Here is a 20,255-nt window from a genome sequence, read left to right as displayed (position 1 = left end):
TCAAAGCCTCCTAGTCTTCCGCTATCCAGCTTCTTAATAATTTTGCAAATTCATCCGGCTTTTCTTTTGCAAGTTTCTCCAATTGTTTTCTTTTTAAGGATGCTTCCGTTTCCTTCTCTTTGTTCAAATCCGGAACTTCAAGTACGACCTCTTCCTCTTCCTCTTCAACCACGTACTCCTCTTCCATTTCAGCTTGTTTTCGGGACCGGAGAAATAAGATTAATAGAATGATAATGGCAAGTATTAGCACTCCGCCGACGATGTACGCCCATATTGGTAAAGAAGGGTTCGTTTCGTCCTTTTGCACCTTCATTTTTCCGTTAAACGGCTGAACGGAAATCGCAATTTTATTATTAAGCTCCTCGTCCGTCAGTTCTTCCCCTTCAGCTTTTTTCTCGATTGTCGTGCGTATTATCGTACCCAGGATTTGTGTAATATCATCCACACTCTGTTGAGATAAAGAATTCGGATCGTCAGCTGAAGGCGGTTCGACCATGACTTGAATACCTAAATCTTTAACTTTATATGGGCTTTCGACTATTTCTTTCTTGATTCGGTTCACTTCACTATTTATCGTTTCATCCACTTTTTCATAATCACCGGAACCATTTGTGCCTTCAGCATATTGGGTTCCCAGTGAATCTGAGGAATCTTCACTTTGCGGAACGCCTCCTGCACCTGCTGCGTCCCCGCTATATGATTCATTTATTCTTTGCGCAGAAATCTCAATCCCAGCCATATTTTCTTCATCGACCGGTTCAACTAAATTCTCTTCCCGATTTTCTTGGGTGAAATCAATGTCTGTCGTTACTGATACTACGACTTTATCTCTTCCCATTATCGTTCCCAGCATATTTTGTACCTGTCTTTGAATATCGCGTTCTATCTCTTTTTTTATTTCGTTTTGAGTAGCAAATGCGGACGCAAAAGAAGAGTTTTGTTTTTCAAGATCGAAGTACTCAAACTCTTGGTTCATAATGACGATATTATCTGTAGGGAGATTCGGAACACTTTTTGAGACAAGATGGTAAAGGGAATTGATTTGACTTTCCTCAAATTTATAACCGGGTTTCGTATTCAATACAATGGATGCTGACGCTTCCCCAGCTGAATCACTGACAAAAACCCCTTCATCAGGAAGAGTGATCATTACACTGGCATCTTCCACTCCATCAATCTTTTTTATTAAACTGGCCAATTCCGTTTGCATTGAGTCCAATTTAATGACATTAAATTCATTTTCAGTCATGCCGATACCGGCACTCTGACTAAAAAAGGAATAGTCGATGCTGCCTGATTCCGGAATTCCTTCTGCTGCCAGTTCCACTTTAAGTGAATCCAGTCTTTCTTCAGGAACTTTTATGGTCGTTCCATTTTCAGAAACTTCATTCATAATCCCTTGACTGTCTAGATTTTCTTTAATGCTCCCCGTTTCCGATGGAGTTAAGTTGGAGTATAAAGGCACCAGCGTCGTACGCGTGGTTAAAATTGAAACCGCGGTAATGATTATGATAATTAATGCCGCTGAACCAACCATCATGATTTTTTGTTTTTTACTGCGGCTCGTCCAGTAAGCAGTTATTTTGTTTTTAAAATTCACTAGTACTTCATTCATTTAAATCCCCCGGTCAGTCTATGAATTTATGATTGGGGGATTTGTTTTCCCCCTGGTCATTTTTCTCTATAATATGAGGTTAAAAAATGAATGCTATATACTCATTCTCATCATTTCCTGGTAGGCTTCCACAACCTTATTCCGAACCTCTAATGTAGCCTGCATGGTAACACTGGCTTTCTGTGAAGCTATCATCACCGAATGAAGCTCAACATCCTCTCCATTAACCAATTTGGTTGTAAGGTCATCGGATGCCACCTGTGTTTCGTTGACTTTATTCATTGATTCTTTTAATACCGACGCAAAATCCCTCTGTGCTTCGTATGGTGTATTAGTGTTGCTTTGATCTTTTTTCAGTACATGATTTGCATTGGTCACTGCCGAAAGAGAAATCCCCTCCATAACAACATCTCCTTACAAAAATTTATTTTCCGATTTCCAAAGCTTTCATCATCATTCCCTTTGATGCATTTAGAACAGTCACATTCGCTTCGTATGAACGTGTGACACTCATTAAATCAACCATTTCCCTAAGCGGGTCGACATTTGGCATTTCAACATAACCATCTTCATTGGCATCAGGATGGTCCGGATTATAATCCAGTTCAAAAGGTGTTTTATCTTCTACTATTCCAGTCACCTTCACTCCATTCCCTACTTCGCTCGTTTTTCCGGATGCTGCGTTTAAGAAACTCGAAAAACCGTTTTCCTTACTTTGCAACACAACAGATTTTCTTGTGTATGGCTTCCATGTTTTCGATTCAGCGTCATATTCCGCCCTGGTCGAATCGGCATTAGCCATATTAGCAGAGATTACATCCATCCTAACCCTTTGACTCGTCAGGCTAGATCCGGTCATGTTTATACTTTGGAAGATCCCCATCACTTACCTCCTCTAATTACATTCTGCAATGATTGAAATTTACCCGAAAGCCTGTCGGTTACTGCATTATAATAAATTTGATTGGCAGCAAGATCCGTCATTTCCTTATCAATGTCCACGCTATTTCCATTGTTGTTATATCGGACATTTTTCTGCGCCACGATGTGAGAAGCATGACTCCCCTCAGATTTGAAGGTAAAATGTCTTTCATCGGTACGATATGACTCGAGGGAAGATTCCAGCTCCGCCTTAAAGGACTTTGTTTTGTCGACATCTTTTGCTTTATAATTAGGCGTGTCCGCATTGGCTATGTTCTGTGAAATGACTTTTTGTTTTGCATTAGAATAATCAAGGGCATTTTCTAGTGATTGAAAAGTATTCGAAAATAATTCCATATCGGTCACCTCTTTCTATAATTACCAGATAATCACTTTACCAATAAATTGAACCAGCGCATTTACGTTTTAATTTTAAAGAAACATAATAACTATGTCCATAAACAATACATAGACTTTAGACCTATTATCGTCGAAATTTGTCTCAAATTGCTCGAATTTGTCTTTTTTCTTAGTATCATTATAGGGTTAATATTACGTAAACTTACAATTTAATATGATATTCTACATATTAACCAAATTTTACTTCAATTAACTTTTATATCATATCGGAAAACCTACCTATATACCTGATACTTTAGAACTAATTTTCACATTTACTTTCAAATAATTATTTTATTTTGGTTGATTCCACCCTTTAAAATAAAGGATTTAAAAGAAACCAACGAATTACTGCATTTTTTCTTTTTTGAAAAAAAACCGTTTTTTTCAAAGTGTTGAACCATTCGACAAATTTCCCTGATGAATAAAACCGTTATAAATAGTCTTTTAAGAATCAAAAAGTTTTTCTCTCGTTCATTTACACCTTTTCGACAGTATAATAATATAATTTCCCTCTACAGGATATATTTACCTATAATAGAAAACACGTCCATATGCACATTTTCCATTTCTCCCCTGCCCTTCACCGTATTTGCCTGTTTGTCCCGGATAGAACACATTCAAATATCAAAAAAAGGCAGCCCTTTTTTCAAGGACTGCCTTTCTATATGTTAATTATTTTTAAGCTTCTCTAATTCAAGAAGGAATTTATCGTTCAATACCTTGATATAAGTACCTTTCATTCCAAGAGAGCGTGATTCGATGACCCCTGCACTTTCCAGTTTCCTTAGGGCATTTACGATAACGGAACGGGTGATGCCGACACGGTCCGCAATTTTCGATGCTACAAGCAGACCTTCATTACCTTTAAGTTCCTCAAAGATGTGCTCTATCGCTTCCAATTCACTGTAAGATAACGAGGAAATCGCCATTTGAACAACAGCTTTACTACGAGCTTCCTCTTCTATCTCTTCTGATTTTTCACGAAGGATTTCCATACCGACTACAGTCGCACCATATTCAGCCAAAATTAAATCATCATCGTGAAATTTTTCTTGTAAACGGGCAAGAACCAATGTTCCTAAACGTTCTCCCCCACCCATAATCGGTACGATCGTTGTTAATCCAGTTGAGAAAAGTTCCTTGTTTTCGACTGGGAAAGCAGTATATTCGCTTTCGATATCAAGATTCGAAGAGGTTTCAGGAATATTGAACAGGTTTTTTGTGTACTCTTCAGGGAATTGTTTATCTTCCAACATTTTGTACATGCGTTCGTTTTCAATTTGCTGACTTACTGCGATGCCAAGTAATTTCCCGCGGCGGCTGACGACGAATACATTTGCTTCGATAACTTCACTTAAACTCTCAGCCATTTCCTTGAAGTTAACTGCTTTACCTGCTGCCTTTTGGAGCATTGCATTGATTTTTCTTGTTTTTGCTAATAAGTTCATTTGATTTGTTCCTCCTAAAAATACCATGGTTCACAATAACTATGAAGTTGTATTTCCGTAATTTTATGTTCATTGCTAGGCAAATCATTGCCAAAATTGTTTCTAATTAAAGGATAAACTGGCTTAAATCTTTGTTCCGGGCGATAGAACCAAGCTTACCTTCGACATATTGGGGCGTAATTGTAATCTTCTCCATCGTTATTTCCGGAGCTTCAAAAGATAAGTCTTCAAGCAACCGTTCCAAAATGGTATGAAGTCTTCTTGCACCAATATTGTCTGTGTTTTGATTTACTTCGAAGGCCACTTCTGCTATCTTACGAACAGCATCGTCAGAAAATTCAATTTCTATACCTTCAGTTTCCAATAAAGCAACATATTGTTTTAACAAGGCATTATCGGGTTCATGCAGAATCCGTACAAAGTCGTCTACAGTCAGTTTGTTCAATTCTACACGAATTGGGAATCTACCTTGTAATTCCGGGATTAGGTCGGATGGCTTAGCCATATGAAAGGCCCCTGCAGCAATGAATAGGACATGATCCGTTTTAACTGAACCATATTTAGTCACTACTGTTGAACCTTCAACAATTGGCAGGATATCCCTTTGGACACCCTCTCTTGATACATCCGCTGATGAACTTCCTGATTGCTTACTGGCAATTTTATCTATTTCATCTATGAAGATAATCCCATTTTGCTCAGCCCCGTATACTGCATCTGAAGTTACTTCATCCATATCAATCAATTTTGCCGCTTCTTCATTTGTTAAAACGGTTCTTGCTTCACTTACTTTCAATTTGCGCTTCTTGCTTTTTTTCGGCATCAAGCTTCCTAAAGCGTCCTGCATGTTCATCCCCATTTGTTCCATTCCCGAACCTTGGAGCATATCAAACATAGAAGCAGTCTGTTCTTCCACTTCGACCGTTATCATTTCACTTTCCAGCTCACCATTAGCCAGCTTTTCAGCGACGATTTTTCTTTTTTCCTGCAAACTTAAATCTTCGGAATTTTCTTCCGGGTCCTGTTCGACTTGATTGTTATTGCCTCCAAAAAAGACTTCAAGAGGATTCTTGAAATTACTCTGTTTTTTAGTCGATGGCACTAATAGCTCTATTAAACGGCGATTTGCATTTTCTTCTGCCCGTTCCTTTACGCTCGCCATCTTTTCTTCCTTCACGAGGCGGACGGAAGTCTCCACTAAATCACGGACCATGGACTCTACATCCCGGCCGACATACCCGACTTCCGTAAATTTCGTTGCTTCAACCTTTACAAAAGGAGCACCTACCAATTTAGCCATTCTCCGAGCTATTTCTGTTTTCCCAACACCTGTCGGTCCAATCATTAATATATTCTTCGGAACGACTTCGTCACGAAGTTGATCCGAGAGAAGGGAACGTCGGTAGCGATTCCGAAGAGCCACTGCCACTGCCCGTTTTGCCTCACGCTGCCCAACGATATACTGATCCAGTTTTTCAACGATTTGCCTCGGTGTTAAATTAGCTTTTTTTGACATTTGCGCTCCTCCTTACAACTCTTCCACGATTATATTTGTATTTGTAAATACACAAATTTCCGCTGCAATTTGTAAAGATGATTGAGCGATCTCCCTTGCCGATAAGTGGTCGCTGGAAAATCGCATTAATGCCCTGCCGGCAGCCAATGCATAATTCCCTCCCGATCCTATGGCGAGAATCCCGTCATCCGGTTCAATTACTTCCCCGGTGCCAGAAACGAGCAGCAAATGGTTCTTATCCATCACGATAAGCATGGCTTCAAGCTTTCTCAATACATTGTCACTTCTCCATTGTTTTGCCATTTCAACGGCAGCACGCTGAAGATTGCCATTATACTCTTCAAGTTTAGCTTCAAACATCTCAAATAAAGTGAAAGCATCTGCAACGGAACCAGCAAAACCTGCAAGAACATTACCATTAAAGATTTTTCTCACTTTCCTCGCGGTATGCTTCATCACTACTGAATTTCCTAAAGTAACCTGCCCATCACCGGACATGGCACATTCACCTTTATGATGCACTGCAAATATCGTTGTCATAAAGTGTCCCCTTTCAACATTTAAGGCCGCGGATGTGATGCATTGTAGACTTTTTTCAATTGGTCTTTTGTAACATGCGTATACACTTGCGTTGATGAAATTTTAGAATGACCAAGCAATTCCTGAACCGTGCGAATGTCCGCCCCATTATTCAATAGGTGTGTAGCAAACGAATGCCTTAGCATATGGGGATGAAGACTTCCATCTGCGGCTGACTTTTTAATCAATTCATTCAATATATAGCGAACTCCCCTAGGTGTCAAAGGGTCTCCACGAAAATTAACAAATAAATAAACATGCGCCTTGGCGTCAGACGAAGTCAATTCCATCCTGGCTGTACGTATGTATAGATCTATCGCTTCCTGTGCATATCTACCAACCGGAACGTAGCGATCCTTTTTTCCTTTTCCATGGATCAGTACCGTACCTAAGGAAAGATCGATATCCTGCAGTTTAATGTCACAACATTCACTTACGCGAATGCCTGTAGCATACAATAATTCCAGTAAGGCATTGTTCCTTATTCCTATCGGTGAATCTTTCTTTAAAGTGGAAAACAACTGATTCATTTCCTTCTCATAAAGAAAACGTGGCAGTCTTTGATCCTTTTTAGGTAAAGAAGCAAGGGAAAAAGGATTATCCTTCACATCACCTTCACGCAGTAAAAATTTATAAAGGCTCCGCAAGCAAGAAGTTTTCCTTGCTACAGTGCGCTTAGAAAGTTTCTTCTCATATAAATTCGTTAGATATAACCGGACATCAAGATATTCAACGGACGTGATATCCCCAATGCCCTGTTCGTTAAGGAACAGAAAAAATTCGTGTATATCACGTTTGTAATTTTCAATGGTGTAATGCGAACTGTTTTTTTCAATTTGTAAATATTCGATGAAGGATGATAATGCCTTGTTTTGATTAATCATGGAAACACCTCGCAAAGGCTAATAAATAGTATCATACTTTAAAACAGCAGGCAAATATTTTACAAATTTTTCACAAAGTTCTGAATTGTGTCCAAAGCGCGTTTAGCATGTGTTTCGTTCCGCTCTTTTTTGGATTTGATTCTCACTTCAAGGTCTGGAAGCAATCCAAAGTTGGCATTCATCGGCTGGAAGCTCTTACCATTCGTCGACGTTATGTACCTTGCCATGCTGCCCATCGTCGTCTCCGCAGGGAAAATGATAGGCTCCAGACCTTCGACGATCCTTGCAGCATTGATACCTGCGACAAGTCCCGATGCAGCCGATTCAACATACCCTTCAACGCCAGTCATCTGACCGGCAAAGAATAAATCATCCCGATTCTTGAATTGGTACGTTGGCTTCAAAACATTAGGTGAGTTTATGAAAGTGTTTCGATGCATGACCCCATAACGTACAATTTCCGCATTTTCCAAGCCAGGTATGAGCTGCAATACTTCTTTTTGCGGCCCCCATTTCAAATGTGTCTGAAAACCAACAATATTGTAAAGTGTTCCTGCCGCATCATCCTGACGCAATTGAACCACTGCAAAAGGACGTTTTCCCGTTTTTGGATCTTCTAGGCCAACAGGCTTCAATGGACCAAATAACATCGTTTTCTTCCCACGTGATGCCATCACTTCAATCGGCATGCAGCCTTCAAAAAAGATTTCTTTTTCGAATTCTTTAAGCGGGACTGTTTCAGCAGCAATCAATGCATCATAAAAGCGGTCAAACTCTTCTTCCGTCATCGGACAGTTCAAATAAGCTGCTTCCCCTTTATCATAACGGGATTTCAAATATACTTTATCCATATTGATGCTGTCTTTTTCAAGAATTGGTGCGGCAGCATCATAGAAGTACAAGTATTCTTCATCCATGATTTGCTTTAAGCTATCAGATAGTGACTGACTTGTAAGCGGACCGGTTGCAATGACTGTAGGACCTTCCGGAATTTCCGTCACTTCTTCATTAATGACCGTCACATTTGGATGATTTTTGACCCTTTCCGTAACAAGACCGGCAAATTCATGACGATCAACAGCTAATGCACCGCCAGCAGGAACAGCACAAGCATCCGCTGCGGACATGATGACCGAATCCAGTATACGCATTTCTTCTTTTAATACACCAACTGCATTTGTTAACGTATTTGCCCGAAGTGAATTGGAACAAACAAGTTCAGCGAATTTATCGGTATGATGGGCTGGCGTTTGTTTTACAGGGCGCATTTCGTATAGATCGACTTTAATTCCTCTTTTAGCTAACTGCCACGCCGCTTCACTTCCAGCAAGCCCAGCACCGATTACACTTACTTTTGTTTCTTTCATTTTTCGAACCTCCATGTATAGATATGATAAGACAGGATCATTTATCATTAAAACTGCTTTCCAGAAGTTTCATTTTTAACGATATCTATGTATTTATACCCGAAATACTCATTCCTGCTAACGATTATTTTAAAGATATGCCATCCTTATTTACTAAAAGGGTAACGGACGCAAATAGGAATTATATCTTTAAAAGAATGTACTTGTCCACTGAATTTTACATCACATGGCCTAAATAAAAAAGTTTCAACCTTTATCCATTTTCTTCTTGGAAGTAAATCCACATATCACCATGATATCATACTTCACTGAACATAAAGAAACCCGGCAGATGCCGAGTCCATTTATATTTAGGGTTTTTCGATAGTTCACAAGGAAAGTAAACGATTTCACGGCCTTTTCTATGCTTGGGGCATTTCTTTAAAGTCACAATCCATGCACTGGACCTGGACTCCTTTTTTGAGTTTTTTCTCAACAAGTGTCCCTTCACATTTTGGACAACTCCGCGGCAGAGGCTTATCCCAAGATATGAAGTCACATCCAGGGTAGGTATCACACCCGTAAAATATGCGGCGTTTTTTACTTTTCCTTTCAATGATATTCCCTTCTTTACATTTTGGGCATTTGACCCCGATTTCCTTGACGATTGGTTTGGTGTTACGGCAATCCGGGAAATTACTGCATGCCATGAACTTTCCATAACGTCCCATCTTAAAGACCATCCCATGTCCGCACTCCACGCAATCTTCACCTGCAGGTTCATCTTTGATTTCAATTTTCTCCATCTCGACTTCGGCTTTAGCCAAATGAATGGCAAATTCTTTATAAAATTCATCGATGACCTTAATCCATTCAATATTGCCTTCCTCAACGCTGTCGAATTCCTGTTCCATCTTGGCAGTGAACTCTGCATCGAGAATATCCGGGAAGAATTCGCGTATCAATTCGAGAACGATCTCACCAAGCTCTGTCGGGATGAACCGTTTATTATCCAAGGTAACATAGCCCCGTTTTTGGATCGTATCCAAGGTAGGCGCATATGTAGACGGACGGCCTATTCCCAGCTCCTCTAGGGTTTTAACCAGACGGGCTTCAGTATATCGGGGCGGAGGCTGTGTAAAATGCTGCTTCGGCTCGATATCTTTTGAAAAGAATTGATCACCTTTTTTCACATCCGGAAGTGCATTTTCCTTTTCTTCAACCGAGTCATCGGATCCTTCAACATATACCTTCATGAAACCCGGAAATTTAATTTTTGAACCATTTGCCCTGAAGATGACATCCCCGTTATGCAGGTCGATGCTCATCGTATCCATGACCGCCGAAGACATTTGACTGGAAACGAATCGTTCCCAAATCAATTTATAAAGACGGAATTGATCTCTGGATAAGAACTCCTTGACTACACCCGGTTCACGTAATGTGCTTGTTGGCCTGACCGCTTCATGCGCGTCCTGGGCATTAGTTTGTTTTTTCTCCTTGCGCTGCTCGACCTGAACATATTCTTTACCATAATTATTTTGAATGAACGTATGGACTTCCTCTTTGGCACTATCTGAAATACGGGTCGAATCAGTTCTCATATAAGTGATTAACCCGACTGTACCTTCCTTGCCAAGCTCGATTCCTTCATAAAGCTGCTGAGCAAGCATCATGGTTTTCTTCGCACGGAAATTCAATTTACGTGCCGCTTCCTGTTGCAGGGAGGAAGTTGTAAAAGGTGCTGCTGGATTGCGCCTTCTTTCCTTTTTAGCCACAGCTCCTATCGTAAATTCGCCGCCATTTAAAGAAGCGAGCACTTTTTTGACGTCCTCTTCGGTATTTAAATCCTTCTTCTCGCCGCCAAGGCTGAAGAAAGAACCTTCAAACTGTTCTTTCCCTTTTACAAAATCAGCCTTGATTGTCCAATACTCTTCCGGAATAAAATCTTTGATCTCCTTCTCCCGGTCAATGATCATCCGTACAGCAACCGATTGGACCCGTCCCGCGCTTAAGCCTTTTTTCACCTTTTTCCACAATAACGGGCTTATATTGTATCCGACCAGACGGTCCAAGACCCTTCTTGCCTGCTGAGCATCAACCAATTTCATATTTATTGGCCTAGGCGATTTAAATGATTCCTTGATAGCCTCTTTCGTGATCTCGTTGAATACCACGCGGCAATCTGAGTTAACGTCAACATCAAGACTGTGAGCCAAATGCCAGGCAATTGCTTCCCCTTCCCTGTCGGGGTCAGCCGCGAGATAGATTTTTTTCGCTTTTTTTGCAGCGGTTTTCAATTCTTTTAAAACCGGGCCTTTGCCGCGGATAGTTATATATTTAGGTTCATATTCATGTTCAACATCGACACCCATTTGACTTTTAGGCAAATCGCGTACATGCCCCATGGAAGCCTTTACTTTATATTTTTTTCCCAAGTAACGTTCTATTGTTTTCGCCTTTGCGGGCGATTCCACAATCACTAAGTATTCTGACATCCAATAAATCCTCCTCAAAGAGGTAATATAAATCTTCACTATTATTAATCATTCAAAAATCATTTGTCAACACCTCTTTACTTTTCAAAGCATGCTGATTCATTTATTTATAGTTTTTTTGACAAGAGGTGCCATTTGCAAAACTTATAACAGTTTTACAATATTTTCAACCTTTTTGTCTAATAATTCAACCCACCCTTCTAAAAAAGCACCGATTTTTTCAAATTCCCCGTTTGATTCTCCGTCTATCTTCTATATTATATTGTTCAAAACTCTTCCTCGATCTGCCTGGAGCTAAAAACAAGTTTGGCACCATCATAAATCAATTGATTGGTACCCAGTGATTCAGGGCTCGTAACATTACCAGGAAGCGCAAATACTTCCCTGCCGTGTTCCAAAGCAGCTTGTGCTGTAATAAGGGAACCGCTTCTTTCTTTTGCCTCCACCACGAATACGCCCTTTGATAATCCACTGATGATTCGATTCCTAAGTGGAAACATCCATGGTTCCGCCTTCACTTCCGGTGGAGTCTCAGATATAAGCAGGCCTTTATTCATGATTTCTTCAGCTAGGGTAAAATTGGATTTCGGATATATTTGCTTAAGCCCCCCGCCTAAAACCCCTATCGTATCTCCGCCTTCCCTTAATGTGATCTTATGTGACTCTGCATCGATTCCAGCCGCCACTCCGCTTATGATCACGAACTTTTTCTTTACAAGCGGTAATATAATCGTTTTTAAGGCCCCCAGCCCATACGAGGTTGGCTTGCGTGTTCCAACAACACCCAAGGTATTCTTCCTTGTTAAAAGCTTCTTATCACCTTTAAAATAAAGAACCCACGGGGGATCGAATATTTGTTTTAGCAAAAAAGGATATTCATCATCGAAGATCGTCAAACAATGGATTTGGCTATCTTCATATTTTTTTAGTTTTTCAATGGAATGGAGTGAATGTAAATCTTTGAGAAAGAGGTTAAGCTTATTTGAAGGGATAGGGAGCATTTTTGCCCATTCAACGTAATTCGTCGTGAACAGGGAAGATAATGATGGGTCTTTGGACATGATTGCTTGGATTGTTTTCCATCCTGCTCCGCGGCAATGATGGAGATGGATTAACTTTTCTTTTTTATTCAATTGGAAACGCCCCTAATCGGATATTTTTAAAGGTAGGTTGATAGTGATGTACTTGGTCTCTCCTGAGGAAATTCGAGGAAATAAAGACCGACCCAAAAAAAGGTCGGCCCAGCTTAAATCAATGCGTTTTACAAGGTTCGTAAATATCTTTTTCTTTTAAAACGGAAATCAATGTTTCTCCCATTACGGATGGAGTTTCGGCAACTTTAATTCCACATTCGTTCATGACGCGGATCTTCTCGTCAGCCGTCCCTTTTCCTCCTGAGATGATGGCACCAGCATGTCCCATGCGTTTACCGGCAGGAGCCGTACGGCCACCAATGAAACCAACAACTGGCTTAGTCATATTTTCCTTCACCCAGATTGCCGCTTCTTCTTCTGCCGTTCCGCCGATTTCCCCGATCATGATCACCGCATGTGTTTCCGGATCTTCATTGAACGCTTTTAAAACATCAATGAAATCCGTCCCGTTAACGGGATCTCCACCGATACCGACAGCCGAAGATTGTCCGATGCCTGCTTGAGATAATTGGTGAACAGCTTCATATGTTAAAGTTCCAGAACGAGAAACTACGCCTACATGGCCTTTTTTGTGGATATACCCTGGCATTATACCAATCTTACACTCTTCAGGAGTAATGACACCTGGGCAGTTCGGTCCGATCAAGCGAGTTTTTTTGCCTTCCATGTAGCGCTTCACCTTGACCATATCCAGTACAGGAATATGTTCCGTGATACAAATGGCAAGATCAAGTTCTGCGTCTACGGCTTCAAGAATTGCATCGGCAGCAAATGGTGCCGGTACATAGATAACAGATGCACTCGCACCGGTTTCAGTGACAGCTTCGGAAACTGTATTGAAAACAGGTACCCCTTCCACTTCTGTTCCACCTTTACCCGGAGTGACTCCCCCTACGATTTTCGTGCCGTATTCCAACATTTGTTTTGTATGAAATAATGCTGTTGCACCAGTGATTCCCTGAACGATCACTTTCGTATCTTTATTAATATAAACGCTCATTATGTTCCCCCCTGCCTATTATCCTACAAGTGATACTATTTTTTGTGCTCCATCTGCCATTGATTCAGCAGCCGTAATATTTAAACCTGACTCTTTTAGAATCTTTTTGCCAAGGTCCACATTCGTTCCTTCAAGACGAACAACAAGAGGGACATCCAGTCCAAGCTCTTTGGCAGCAGCCACGACGCCTGTAGCGATGATGTCACATTTCATGATTCCTCCGAAGATATTAACGAAGATGCCTTTAACATTCTGATCGGAAAGGATGATTTTGAAAGCCTCTTTTACCTTTTCCTCAGTGGCGCCGCCACCAACGTCAAGGAAGTTAGCGGGATCTCCCATATAATGTTTAATGATGTCCATCGTCGCCATAGCAAGCCCGGCACCATTAACCATGCATCCGATATTTCCGTCAAGCGATATGTAACTTAATCCATGTTTTGATGCTTCAATCTCTTTCGCATCCTCTTCATCCAAATCACGGTACTCCGCGATGTCCTTATGGCGGTAAATCGCATTATCATCGAAATTCAATTTAGCATCAAGCGCCATTACATCGCCGTCGCCCGTTACCACTAATGGGTTGATTTCTGCGATTGAGCAATCCTTATCAACGAAAGCTGTATATAGGTTAATCATCAGTTTGGAAGCTTTATTTATAAGTGAAGCCGGAATATTGATATTGAATGCAATCCTCCGTGCTTGGAAACCAGTCAGGCCGACAACCGGATCGATTACTTCTTTGAATATTTTCTCTGGTGTCTTTTCGGCCACTTCCTCAATTTCCGTACCGCCTTCTTCAGAAGCCATCAATACGACACTGTCCGTAGCACGGTCAAGGACAAGCCCGATATAATACTCTTTAGTAATGTCGCAGCCTTCTTCAATAAGTAAACGCTTAACTTCCTTGCCTTCAGGTCCCGTTTGATGGGTCACCAGTGTCTTGCCCAGAATCTCTGCTGCATATGTACGTGCTTCATCAAGATTCTTCGCTACCTTGACTCCGCCGGCTTTACCGCGGCCGCCCGCATGAATTTGAGCCTTGACGACAACAACTTCCGTACCTAACTCCTTCGCTGCTTCAACTGCTTCATCAACAGTAAAGGCAACCCGGCCATTTGGAACGGATACCCCGTATTGTCGCAATATCTCTTTCCCCTGATACTCATGGATATTCATTTCCCATCCTCCTTATCTACTAAAAAACAACCTTGAAATTTAATGCGTGTTTTCTCTATCATATTACAACAAAATTCTCCCTCGTGCATAATATTCTTTCACATAATTTTTGAAATATTATTATAATATACTTCCTTACCCTTTTATAAAATAGAAAAAACCTTCTGCGCCGTTGTGTTTTTTTCTTATTAATATCATTTATTTCGGATCTGCAATTCTAGTACAATAAGAGTCATATTTCTATCAAAAACACTTCCATGAAAGCCTTTTCAATCTATTGATCCAGAGATATTCTCATGAAAAACTACGGTTACCCTTATCTTGATTCAAAGGAAAAGCAAAAGGACAAAGCCATGGCTTTGTCCTTTAACAAATAGTTTAGTATTTTTTTAATATAATGAAAAAATGTCAGTGATTTCCCTAATATTCTACATAAACCAACAGAAACCCATTGTCGAAACCAAATGGTTAGTCTCCTACCGATTCATGTCCTTGTCAACTTTATAAATGAATGCAAATACCTCTGCAACAGCTCCATACAATTCTTCCGGAATCATTTGATTTATATCCAATTGACCTAAAAGTGCAGTAAGCGATTCGTCCCTTTGGACCGGTATATCGAATTTCATGGCCTTTTCCATAATAGATTCAGCCGTTTTCCCTTTCCCCTTGGCCAATATGACGGGCGCTTTGGATGTCTTTTGATCATACTTTAAAGCAACGGCTTCTTTTCGTTTATCATTTATCATATTCGAATATCCACTCCACTATATGAACCTGCTTCTGAAAAAGGAATCGGTTTCCCCCTAAGGTCCCGCTCTTTTTCATATACGGGATTTACAAACGAAACTCCTGATAATCTGTAATCCATTTTCCCAAGATTCTCTCTCAAGATGTCAAGATATTGACCGGCCGCCTCTTCAAGGGTTGCACCATGACCATTGATGACCGTCACTTTTATGATTCGGTTTTGAACCTGCATGTCGATGACCGTCTCTTCAAGGCGCTCCAGTTCTAAATAAAATAGGACTCGGCAGTAATCAGGGTCTATTTTGCCTTCTTTTGTCTTCCTTCCGCTCCATTGTAACGTCAGATCCGTTTGAGTAGATCCCAGATTGAGTGGAAGTGTAATGAGTAAATTCTGAATCGGCCCGTTTTCCTGTGAAAGGATCTGTTGTGCAGTAATCCGATTCAGGATTTGTTCTGCCATCTCCTTGATAGCTGCCGGAATTTGCTCATTCAGCAATTTAAGCAGCAGCGGTTTAAGTGTCTCTAAATCATTGGGGAAACCCGCCATATCATCTCCTGGAAGATTAATGAGTGCATGTTCCAGCTGGAGTCCAAGGATCTTGGTCATTTCTTTCAGTTGGTGTGCGACAGAAGGTCCATTGGTGAAATCGATTGTTTGAAAATCAGCTTCCAATACATGTGAAAGGACCAACTTCTCATTAATCCTAGCGTATTGCGCCTCAGGAGGCTTATTAAGCGACTGAAACAGCAATTCAGCCACTTTACCCTTCGACTCAGCTACTTTCTCTGTGTCCTTATTCAAGTAGCCAATAAGGTCATTCACTTCTATTTTTCCGCCTGCTGCCTTTGTAGCTATCGCTTCGGCAAAAGCATTCTGGATTAAATGAAAGGCCAGAGGGGTAAGTTTTTCTGCAGAAATGTTTTTTCTCTGCATCGAGTGGATATCATTCGGCAGTTTTGCCTTCTCATGATCATGACTATTCAATATGCGGTTAATAGCCATTTCGATTTCTTCAACTTGTGCAAATGCTCCGCCTTTAGCCTCGGAAAGCAGCTGCAATCCTTGGTTTAATTTATCAATCGCTGAATTTTTAGGAATACCGGACCTAACCTCAGCTCCATCCATTAAACTTTCAAGAAAGACGGATTCCGTCATTCCCTCTGGAACGAAACCCGTCTTTTGAAGCAGGGAAAAATGCCCCGGATTTCATTTCTGGTGTTGAATCGGAATTCAGCCAAGTGGTCAAAAGTTTTTGCAAACCGATTTGTTGAAGCTGGTGCTGTTTGGCAACATGTAAAGAGTCCAATATCTCCACTAGCTTGGAGGCAGTCCTCGTTACTGCCCCCCCATCCTGCAGCTGCTGACTGAAGCCACTGAGGAGTTTGTGGAAAGGTTCACCTTTGGACTGCGTAAATAATGCATCAAATACACCTTTTACAAAAGGCAGTTGCTGAATGAACATTGTTTTTATTACAGGCAGACCAACATCTTCAGCATCAGCAGCTTTTAACCATTGCAAAGCGGATTGAAAAGTTTCCTTGGTTATCGGAAGGCCGTTTGTCAGCAGGTATTCGGCAAGCTTGGTTGCGGCCGGTTCAGGTTTTATGCCAAGGTGAGCGATCAATTGTGCAACAGTTCCCTTTAAGCCAGAAACGTTCAAATTGGGGGAATCTAAAGCTTTTAACACGACACGCCCTTCAATTGGTTGCTGTACTTGAAACCAATACTTCACTCCTTTACGAAGCGGGATATCAAGAGTGGCAACCATTTTTTGATGGCCAACCTGTACCTCGGCCGTTTGGTTAAGAAAAACCTTATTCACCTTCCCGAAAAGGATTTGCCCGTTTTTCAAACTCGCAATTCCTTTTATTTCAATGGGTGAAGCTACGGGTTGACTGCTTGTTATGGATTGCACCACTCATCCCCCCCTTATTCCTTCGTTCGCGCAGCGATTTCCTTAACTGGTGCAAAACTTCTTCTATGCCAAGGTGTAAGCCCGTGTATGTCGAGGGCTTCTAGATGTTGGCTTGTCCCGTAACCCATGTGCTTTTCAAAACCATATTCCGGATATTTTTCACCATATTCCTTCATCATCCTATCACGAGTCACCTTGGCTATTATGGATGCCGCAGAGATGCTAATGCTTCTTGCGTCCCCCTTTATGAGCGAAAGCTGGGGAATCGGGACATCCAGTTCCATCGCATCGATCAACAAATGATCCGGAAGTTCTGAAAGATCGTTCACTGCTGCCACCATTGCCTTTTTCGTAGCTTGATATATATTGATTTCATCAATTACTTCGCTATGTACAACACCTACACCTACGGATATCGCTTCCTTTAAAATCATCTCATAAAACTGTTCCCTTTTTGACTCCGGGATCTTTTTAGAATCATTAAGCCCTGGCAAATAAAAAGAATCAGGCAAGATGACTGCACTTGTCACAACCGGTCCTGCCAGAGGTCCTCTTCCCACTTCATCGATGCCAGCAAGAATGGAAAACCCCTGTTTCCGTAATTGCCTTTCAAACTCTGTCATTTCCGTGAAAGCATCCCTTACCTGTTGTTCCTTTTCATAAGTTCTTTGCCATTTGTTTACTAAGTCGGTTACTCCCTTCCGTCCGTCCTCCCGGCATTTCTGTAGAAATAAATCTTCAGGCTCTCTTATCGTCTTTAACTTTAAGGAGATTTCCTTAATGCTCATTGCAGTTATCATCTTTTATCACCCATCATTTTAATTATCGGCAGTCTTGCTTCTATTCTACAGTTCAGACAAAAATACGGAGCGGAAAAGAGACATCAAAAAGATAAAATCTTTTCGACATCCAACTCCAGCTCCGTATTACAACACTCAAGTCAATGTTAATTTTCTTCGGGGATATCATCCTTTTCATAATCCGAAGGAACCTCGAACGTAAGCGGGCCCATCTTTTCTGAACGGATTTCACGTACGACCAACTCTGCGGTTTTGTCATAATCGATGAAGCCCCCAGATGCTAAACAGCCCCTGAACTTTCCGACAGCATCAAACAATTCGAGCGTTTCCTGTGGAATTACTCCCAGGTTATAACGGGATTTCAATCTTTCCGGATATTCTTTTTCCAAAAAACGAAGGCCGTATAATGAGACTTCGTGCAAGTTTAAAATCGTATCCTTGATCGCACCTGTCAACGCAAGCTTCAAACCTACTTCTTGATCCTCGAATTTCGGCCATAGAATCCCTGGCGTGTCGAGCAATTCCAATTCCTTACCCACTTTTATCCATTGCTGCGCTTTCGTGACTCCAGGTGTATTTCCTGTTTTGGCAATATTCTTTTTGGCAAGTCGATTGATTAAAGTCGATTTCCCCACGTTCGGAATGCCGACTATCATGGCACGGATCGCTCTCGGCTTTATTCCTCTTGATTCCATCCGCTCATACTTCTCTTTTAAAAGATTTTTGGATGCGGCTGTAATCTGGTTTAAACCGTTTCCTGCTTGTGAGTTAATGGCAATCGCCGTTTTCCCCTGCGATTTATAATGTTCCAGCCACATATTCGTTTTTGCCGGATCGGCCATATCAGCTTTATTCAAAAGGATAACCCTTGGTTTATGCTGAATGATTTCATCGATCATCGGATTTCGCGAAGATGCCGGAATCCGGGCATCCACAAGTTCAAAGATGATGTCGATCAGTTTTAATTTCTCTGTTACTTCCCGTCTTGCTTTGGCCATATGGCCAGGGAACCACTGTATTGTCAATGGAATCCACCTTCCTACTATTCCGCCAATCGAAAGTCTTCGATCGGCCAATAAACTAATTTAGTTTTTCCTAACACTTTATCGTAAGGAACGACACCTACACCAGTATGGCGGCTATCCTTGCTAAAACGGCGATTATCCCCCAAGACAAATAGGTGATCTTCAGGCACCGTTCCTTGTTCTATGACATCACTTAATGTAAAAGGTTCCGTCAAAGCCCCGCCATCAATCAATTGTTTTTTATATTCATCCAAGTATGGCTCATCATAAGCTTTTCCATTCACGTAAAGAGTATCATTTCTATATTCAACTTTTTCCCCTGGCAATCCGATGACCCGCTTTATGTAATCTTTGCCTTCCGGAGCTTCGAAAACGATAATGTCGAATCTTTTGGGTTCGCCAATCGAATAGGAGATTTTATTAACGATCATGCGGTCCGTATCCTTTAATGTCGGCATCATGGAATTGCCGTCCACAACAATAGGAGCCAGGACGAAATAACGAATCAGCGTCGCCGCTATAACTGCGATTATGACCGCCTTTGTCCATTCCCACAATTCATTTTTCTTTTTCGCCATCCTTATCCACCCTTTTTAAAGCATATCAACAATTATTTTAACATGTTGCGGACGCTATAGCGAGCAGGATTCTATATAGCTTTCACCCTATGTGCATTCATCGTTTCTTAAAGTGCAAAAAGGGAGCCTGATAAACAAGCTCCCTTTTTTTGCATGATACTGTTTGGTTATTCACCTTATGTGGATCATGGTAAACCCGCATGAAGATATTCGAAGAATTAACGACGAATTTCTTTAATACGTGCTTTTTTACCACGAAGTTCGCGTAGGTAATAAAGTTTCGCACGACGTACTTTACCGTGACGGATAACTTCTAGTTTCGCAATTTTTGGTGTGTGAACAGGGAAAGCACGTTCTACTCCAACGCCGTAAGAGATCTTACGCACTGTGAAAGTTTCACTAACTCCGCCGCCACGACGTTTGATTACAACGCCTTCAAACAACTGGATACGTTCGCGAGTTCCTTCAATAACCTTTACGTGTACACGTACTGTGTCACCAGGTCTGAATGATGGAAGATCTGAGCGAAGTTGTTCTTTTGTGATTTCGTTAATAAGATTTTGCATCGATTTCAACTCCTCCTGGACGCTCTTGCAAATACTTATTGTTTGCAGCGGAACATCGTTATAAGACTGAGCATTTTG

At 41.1% G+C, this 20,255-nt stretch carries 20 protein-coding genes; all 20 read right to left on the bottom strand.

What is annotated here, in order from left to right; translation table 11 throughout:
• Nucleotides 1-10 precede the first annotated feature (10 nt).
• Nucleotides 11-1,615: a flagellar basal-body MS-ring/collar protein FliF gene (gene fliF / locus J7I96_RS09350; RefSeq protein WP_214922945.1), complete on the bottom strand. Its 1,605-nt coding sequence runs from the start codon at nt 1,613-1,615 to the stop codon at nt 11-13.
• Between the two features lie 93 nt (nt 1,616-1,708).
• Nucleotides 1,709-2,017, bottom strand: coding sequence for a flagellar hook-basal body complex protein FliE (gene fliE, locus J7I96_RS09345; RefSeq protein ID WP_214807854.1), 309 nt, complete (start codon nt 2,015-2,017; stop codon nt 1,709-1,711).
• Nucleotides 2,018-2,039: 22 nt separating this feature from the next.
• Nucleotides 2,040-2,498 carry a flagellar basal body rod protein FlgC gene (gene flgC / locus J7I96_RS09340; RefSeq protein WP_214807857.1) on the bottom strand — a complete coding sequence of 153 codons (459 nt, stop codon included), beginning with the start codon at nt 2,496-2,498 and terminating at the stop codon, nt 2,040-2,042.
• Nucleotides 2,498-2,893 carry a flagellar basal body rod protein FlgB gene (gene flgB, locus J7I96_RS09335; RefSeq protein ID WP_214768532.1) on the bottom strand — a complete coding sequence of 132 codons (396 nt, stop codon included), beginning with the start codon at nt 2,891-2,893 and terminating at the stop codon, nt 2,498-2,500. The genes flgC and flgB overlap by 1 nt, the downstream gene beginning before the upstream one ends.
• 713 nt (nt 2,894-3,606) lie before the next feature.
• Nucleotides 3,607-4,386 carry a GTP-sensing pleiotropic transcriptional regulator CodY gene (codY, locus tag J7I96_RS09330; protein WP_034313657.1) on the bottom strand — a complete coding sequence of 260 codons (780 nt, stop codon included), beginning with the start codon at nt 4,384-4,386 and terminating at the stop codon, nt 3,607-3,609.
• Between the two features lie 106 nt (nt 4,387-4,492).
• A complete protein-coding gene (hslU, locus tag J7I96_RS09325; protein ID WP_214768533.1) occupies nt 4,493-5,902 on the bottom strand; it encodes an ATP-dependent protease ATPase subunit HslU in 1,410 nt (469 codons plus the stop codon).
• A gap of 12 nt (nt 5,903-5,914) precedes the next feature.
• Complete coding sequence (gene hslV / locus J7I96_RS09320; RefSeq protein WP_214768534.1) at nt 5,915-6,442, bottom strand: HslVU peptidase proteolytic subunit; 528 nt, start codon at nt 6,440-6,442, stop codon at nt 5,915-5,917.
• Between the two features lie 20 nt (nt 6,443-6,462).
• A complete protein-coding gene (gene xerC / locus J7I96_RS09315; protein ID WP_214768535.1) occupies nt 6,463-7,365 on the bottom strand; it encodes a tyrosine recombinase XerC in 903 nt (300 codons plus the stop codon).
• 59 nt (nt 7,366-7,424) lie between these two features.
• Nucleotides 7,425-8,732, bottom strand: coding sequence for an FADH(2)-oxidizing methylenetetrahydrofolate--tRNA-(uracil(54)-C(5))-methyltransferase TrmFO (gene trmFO, locus J7I96_RS09310; RefSeq protein ID WP_048684880.1), 1,308 nt, complete (start codon nt 8,730-8,732; stop codon nt 7,425-7,427).
• 401 nt (nt 8,733-9,133) lie between these two features.
• Nucleotides 9,134-11,209, bottom strand: coding sequence for a type I DNA topoisomerase (gene topA, locus J7I96_RS09305; RefSeq protein ID WP_214768536.1), 2,076 nt, complete (start codon nt 11,207-11,209; stop codon nt 9,134-9,136).
• 266 nt (nt 11,210-11,475) lie between these two features.
• On the bottom strand, nt 11,476-12,342 hold the full coding sequence (dprA, locus tag J7I96_RS09300; protein ID WP_251029133.1) for a DNA-processing protein DprA: 867 nt from the start codon (nt 12,340-12,342) through the stop codon (nt 11,476-11,478).
• 118 nt (nt 12,343-12,460) lie between these two features.
• Entirely contained in the window at nt 12,461-13,363 is a 903-nt protein-coding gene (gene sucD / locus J7I96_RS09295) for a succinate--CoA ligase subunit alpha (RefSeq protein WP_048684890.1), read from the bottom strand.
• 18 nt (nt 13,364-13,381) lie between these two features.
• Nucleotides 13,382-14,542, bottom strand: coding sequence for an ADP-forming succinate--CoA ligase subunit beta (gene sucC, locus J7I96_RS09290; protein WP_214768538.1), 1,161 nt, complete (start codon nt 14,540-14,542; stop codon nt 13,382-13,384).
• A gap of 476 nt (nt 14,543-15,018) precedes the next feature.
• Entirely contained in the window at nt 15,019-15,291 is a 273-nt protein-coding gene (locus J7I96_RS09285) for an EscU/YscU/HrcU family type III secretion system export apparatus switch protein (protein WP_214922944.1), read from the bottom strand.
• The gene (locus J7I96_RS09280) at nt 15,288-16,448 is read right to left on the bottom strand and encodes a hypothetical protein (protein WP_214922942.1); all 1,161 of its coding nucleotides are present in this window, start codon (nt 16,446-16,448) and stop codon (nt 15,288-15,290) included. Before J7I96_RS09280 ends, J7I96_RS09285 begins: the two co-directional genes overlap by 4 nt.
• A complete protein-coding gene (locus tag J7I96_RS09275) occupies nt 16,426-17,208 on the bottom strand; it encodes a hypothetical protein (RefSeq protein WP_214922940.1) in 783 nt (260 codons plus the stop codon). The genes J7I96_RS09280 and J7I96_RS09275 overlap by 23 nt, the downstream gene beginning before the upstream one ends.
• Nucleotides 17,209-17,222: 14 nt before the next feature.
• A complete protein-coding gene (locus J7I96_RS09270) occupies nt 17,223-18,005 on the bottom strand; it encodes a ribonuclease HII (RefSeq protein ID WP_396020080.1) in 783 nt (260 codons plus the stop codon).
• A gap of 149 nt (nt 18,006-18,154) precedes the next feature.
• Entirely contained in the window at nt 18,155-19,033 is an 879-nt protein-coding gene (gene ylqF / locus J7I96_RS09265) for a ribosome biogenesis GTPase YlqF (protein WP_214768541.1), read from the bottom strand.
• Between the two features lie 17 nt (nt 19,034-19,050).
• Nucleotides 19,051-19,611 (bottom strand): signal peptidase I, encoded by a 561-nt coding sequence (lepB, locus tag J7I96_RS09260; protein ID WP_214768542.1) that lies wholly within the window; start codon nt 19,609-19,611, stop codon nt 19,051-19,053.
• A gap of 218 nt (nt 19,612-19,829) precedes the next feature.
• Nucleotides 19,830-20,177 carry a 50S ribosomal protein L19 gene (rplS, locus tag J7I96_RS09255; protein WP_034313702.1) on the bottom strand — a complete coding sequence of 116 codons (348 nt, stop codon included), beginning with the start codon at nt 20,175-20,177 and terminating at the stop codon, nt 19,830-19,832.
• Between the last annotated feature and the right edge of the window lie 78 nt (nt 20,178-20,255).

This window comes from Bacillus sp. ISL-78 (genome assembly GCF_018613455.1).
In the GTDB taxonomy this organism is placed as follows: Bacteria; Bacillota; Bacilli; order Bacillales; family DSM-1321; genus Peribacillus; species Peribacillus frigoritolerans.
This window is presented reverse-complemented; position numbering and strand designations above follow the sequence as displayed.

Bases quoted from the DNA above. Each gene is read 5' to 3' on its own strand.
- hslV (WP_214768534.1), bottom strand. From the start codon at position 6,442: ATGACAACGATATTTGCAGTGCATCATAAAGGTGAATGTGCCATGTCC.
- flgB (WP_214768532.1), bottom strand. From the start codon at position 2,893: ATGGAATTATTTTCGAATACTTTTCAATCACTAGAAAATGCCCTTGAT.
- hslU (WP_214768533.1), bottom strand. From the start codon at position 5,902: ATGTCAAAAAAAGCTAATTTAACACCGAGGCAAATCGTTGAAAAACTG.
- J7I96_RS09285 (WP_214922944.1), bottom strand. From the start codon at position 15,291: ATGATAAATGATAAACGAAAAGAAGCCGTTGCTTTAAAGTATGATCAA.
- trmFO (WP_048684880.1), bottom strand. From the start codon at position 8,732: ATGAAAGAAACAAAAGTAAGTGTAATCGGTGCTGGGCTTGCTGGAAGT.
- codY (WP_034313657.1), bottom strand. From the start codon at position 4,386: ATGAACTTATTAGCAAAAACAAGAAAAATCAATGCAATGCTCCAAAAG.
- flgC (WP_214807857.1), bottom strand. From the start codon at position 2,498: ATGGGGATCTTCCAAAGTATAAACATGACCGGATCTAGCCTGACGAGT.
- rplS (WP_034313702.1), bottom strand. From the start codon at position 20,177: ATGCAAAATCTTATTAACGAAATCACAAAAGAACAACTTCGCTCAGAT.
- fliE (WP_214807854.1), bottom strand. From the start codon at position 2,017: ATGGAGGGGATTTCTCTTTCGGCAGTGACCAATGCAAATCATGTACTG.
- fliF (WP_214922945.1), bottom strand. From the start codon at position 1,615: ATGAATGAAGTACTAGTGAATTTTAAAAACAAAATAACTGCTTACTGG.
- J7I96_RS09280 (WP_214922942.1), bottom strand. From the start codon at position 16,448: ATGACGGAATCCGTCTTTCTTGAAAGTTTAATGGATGGAGCTGAGGTT.
- topA (WP_214768536.1), bottom strand. From the start codon at position 11,209: ATGTCAGAATACTTAGTGATTGTGGAATCGCCCGCAAAGGCGAAAACA.
- lepB (WP_214768542.1), bottom strand. From the start codon at position 19,611: ATGGCGAAAAAGAAAAATGAATTGTGGGAATGGACAAAGGCGGTCATA.
- xerC (WP_214768535.1), bottom strand. From the start codon at position 7,365: ATGATTAATCAAAACAAGGCATTATCATCCTTCATCGAATATTTACAA.
- sucC (WP_214768538.1), bottom strand. From the start codon at position 14,542: ATGAATATCCATGAGTATCAGGGGAAAGAGATATTGCGACAATACGGG.
- sucD (WP_048684890.1), bottom strand. From the start codon at position 13,363: ATGAGCGTTTATATTAATAAAGATACGAAAGTGATCGTTCAGGGAATC.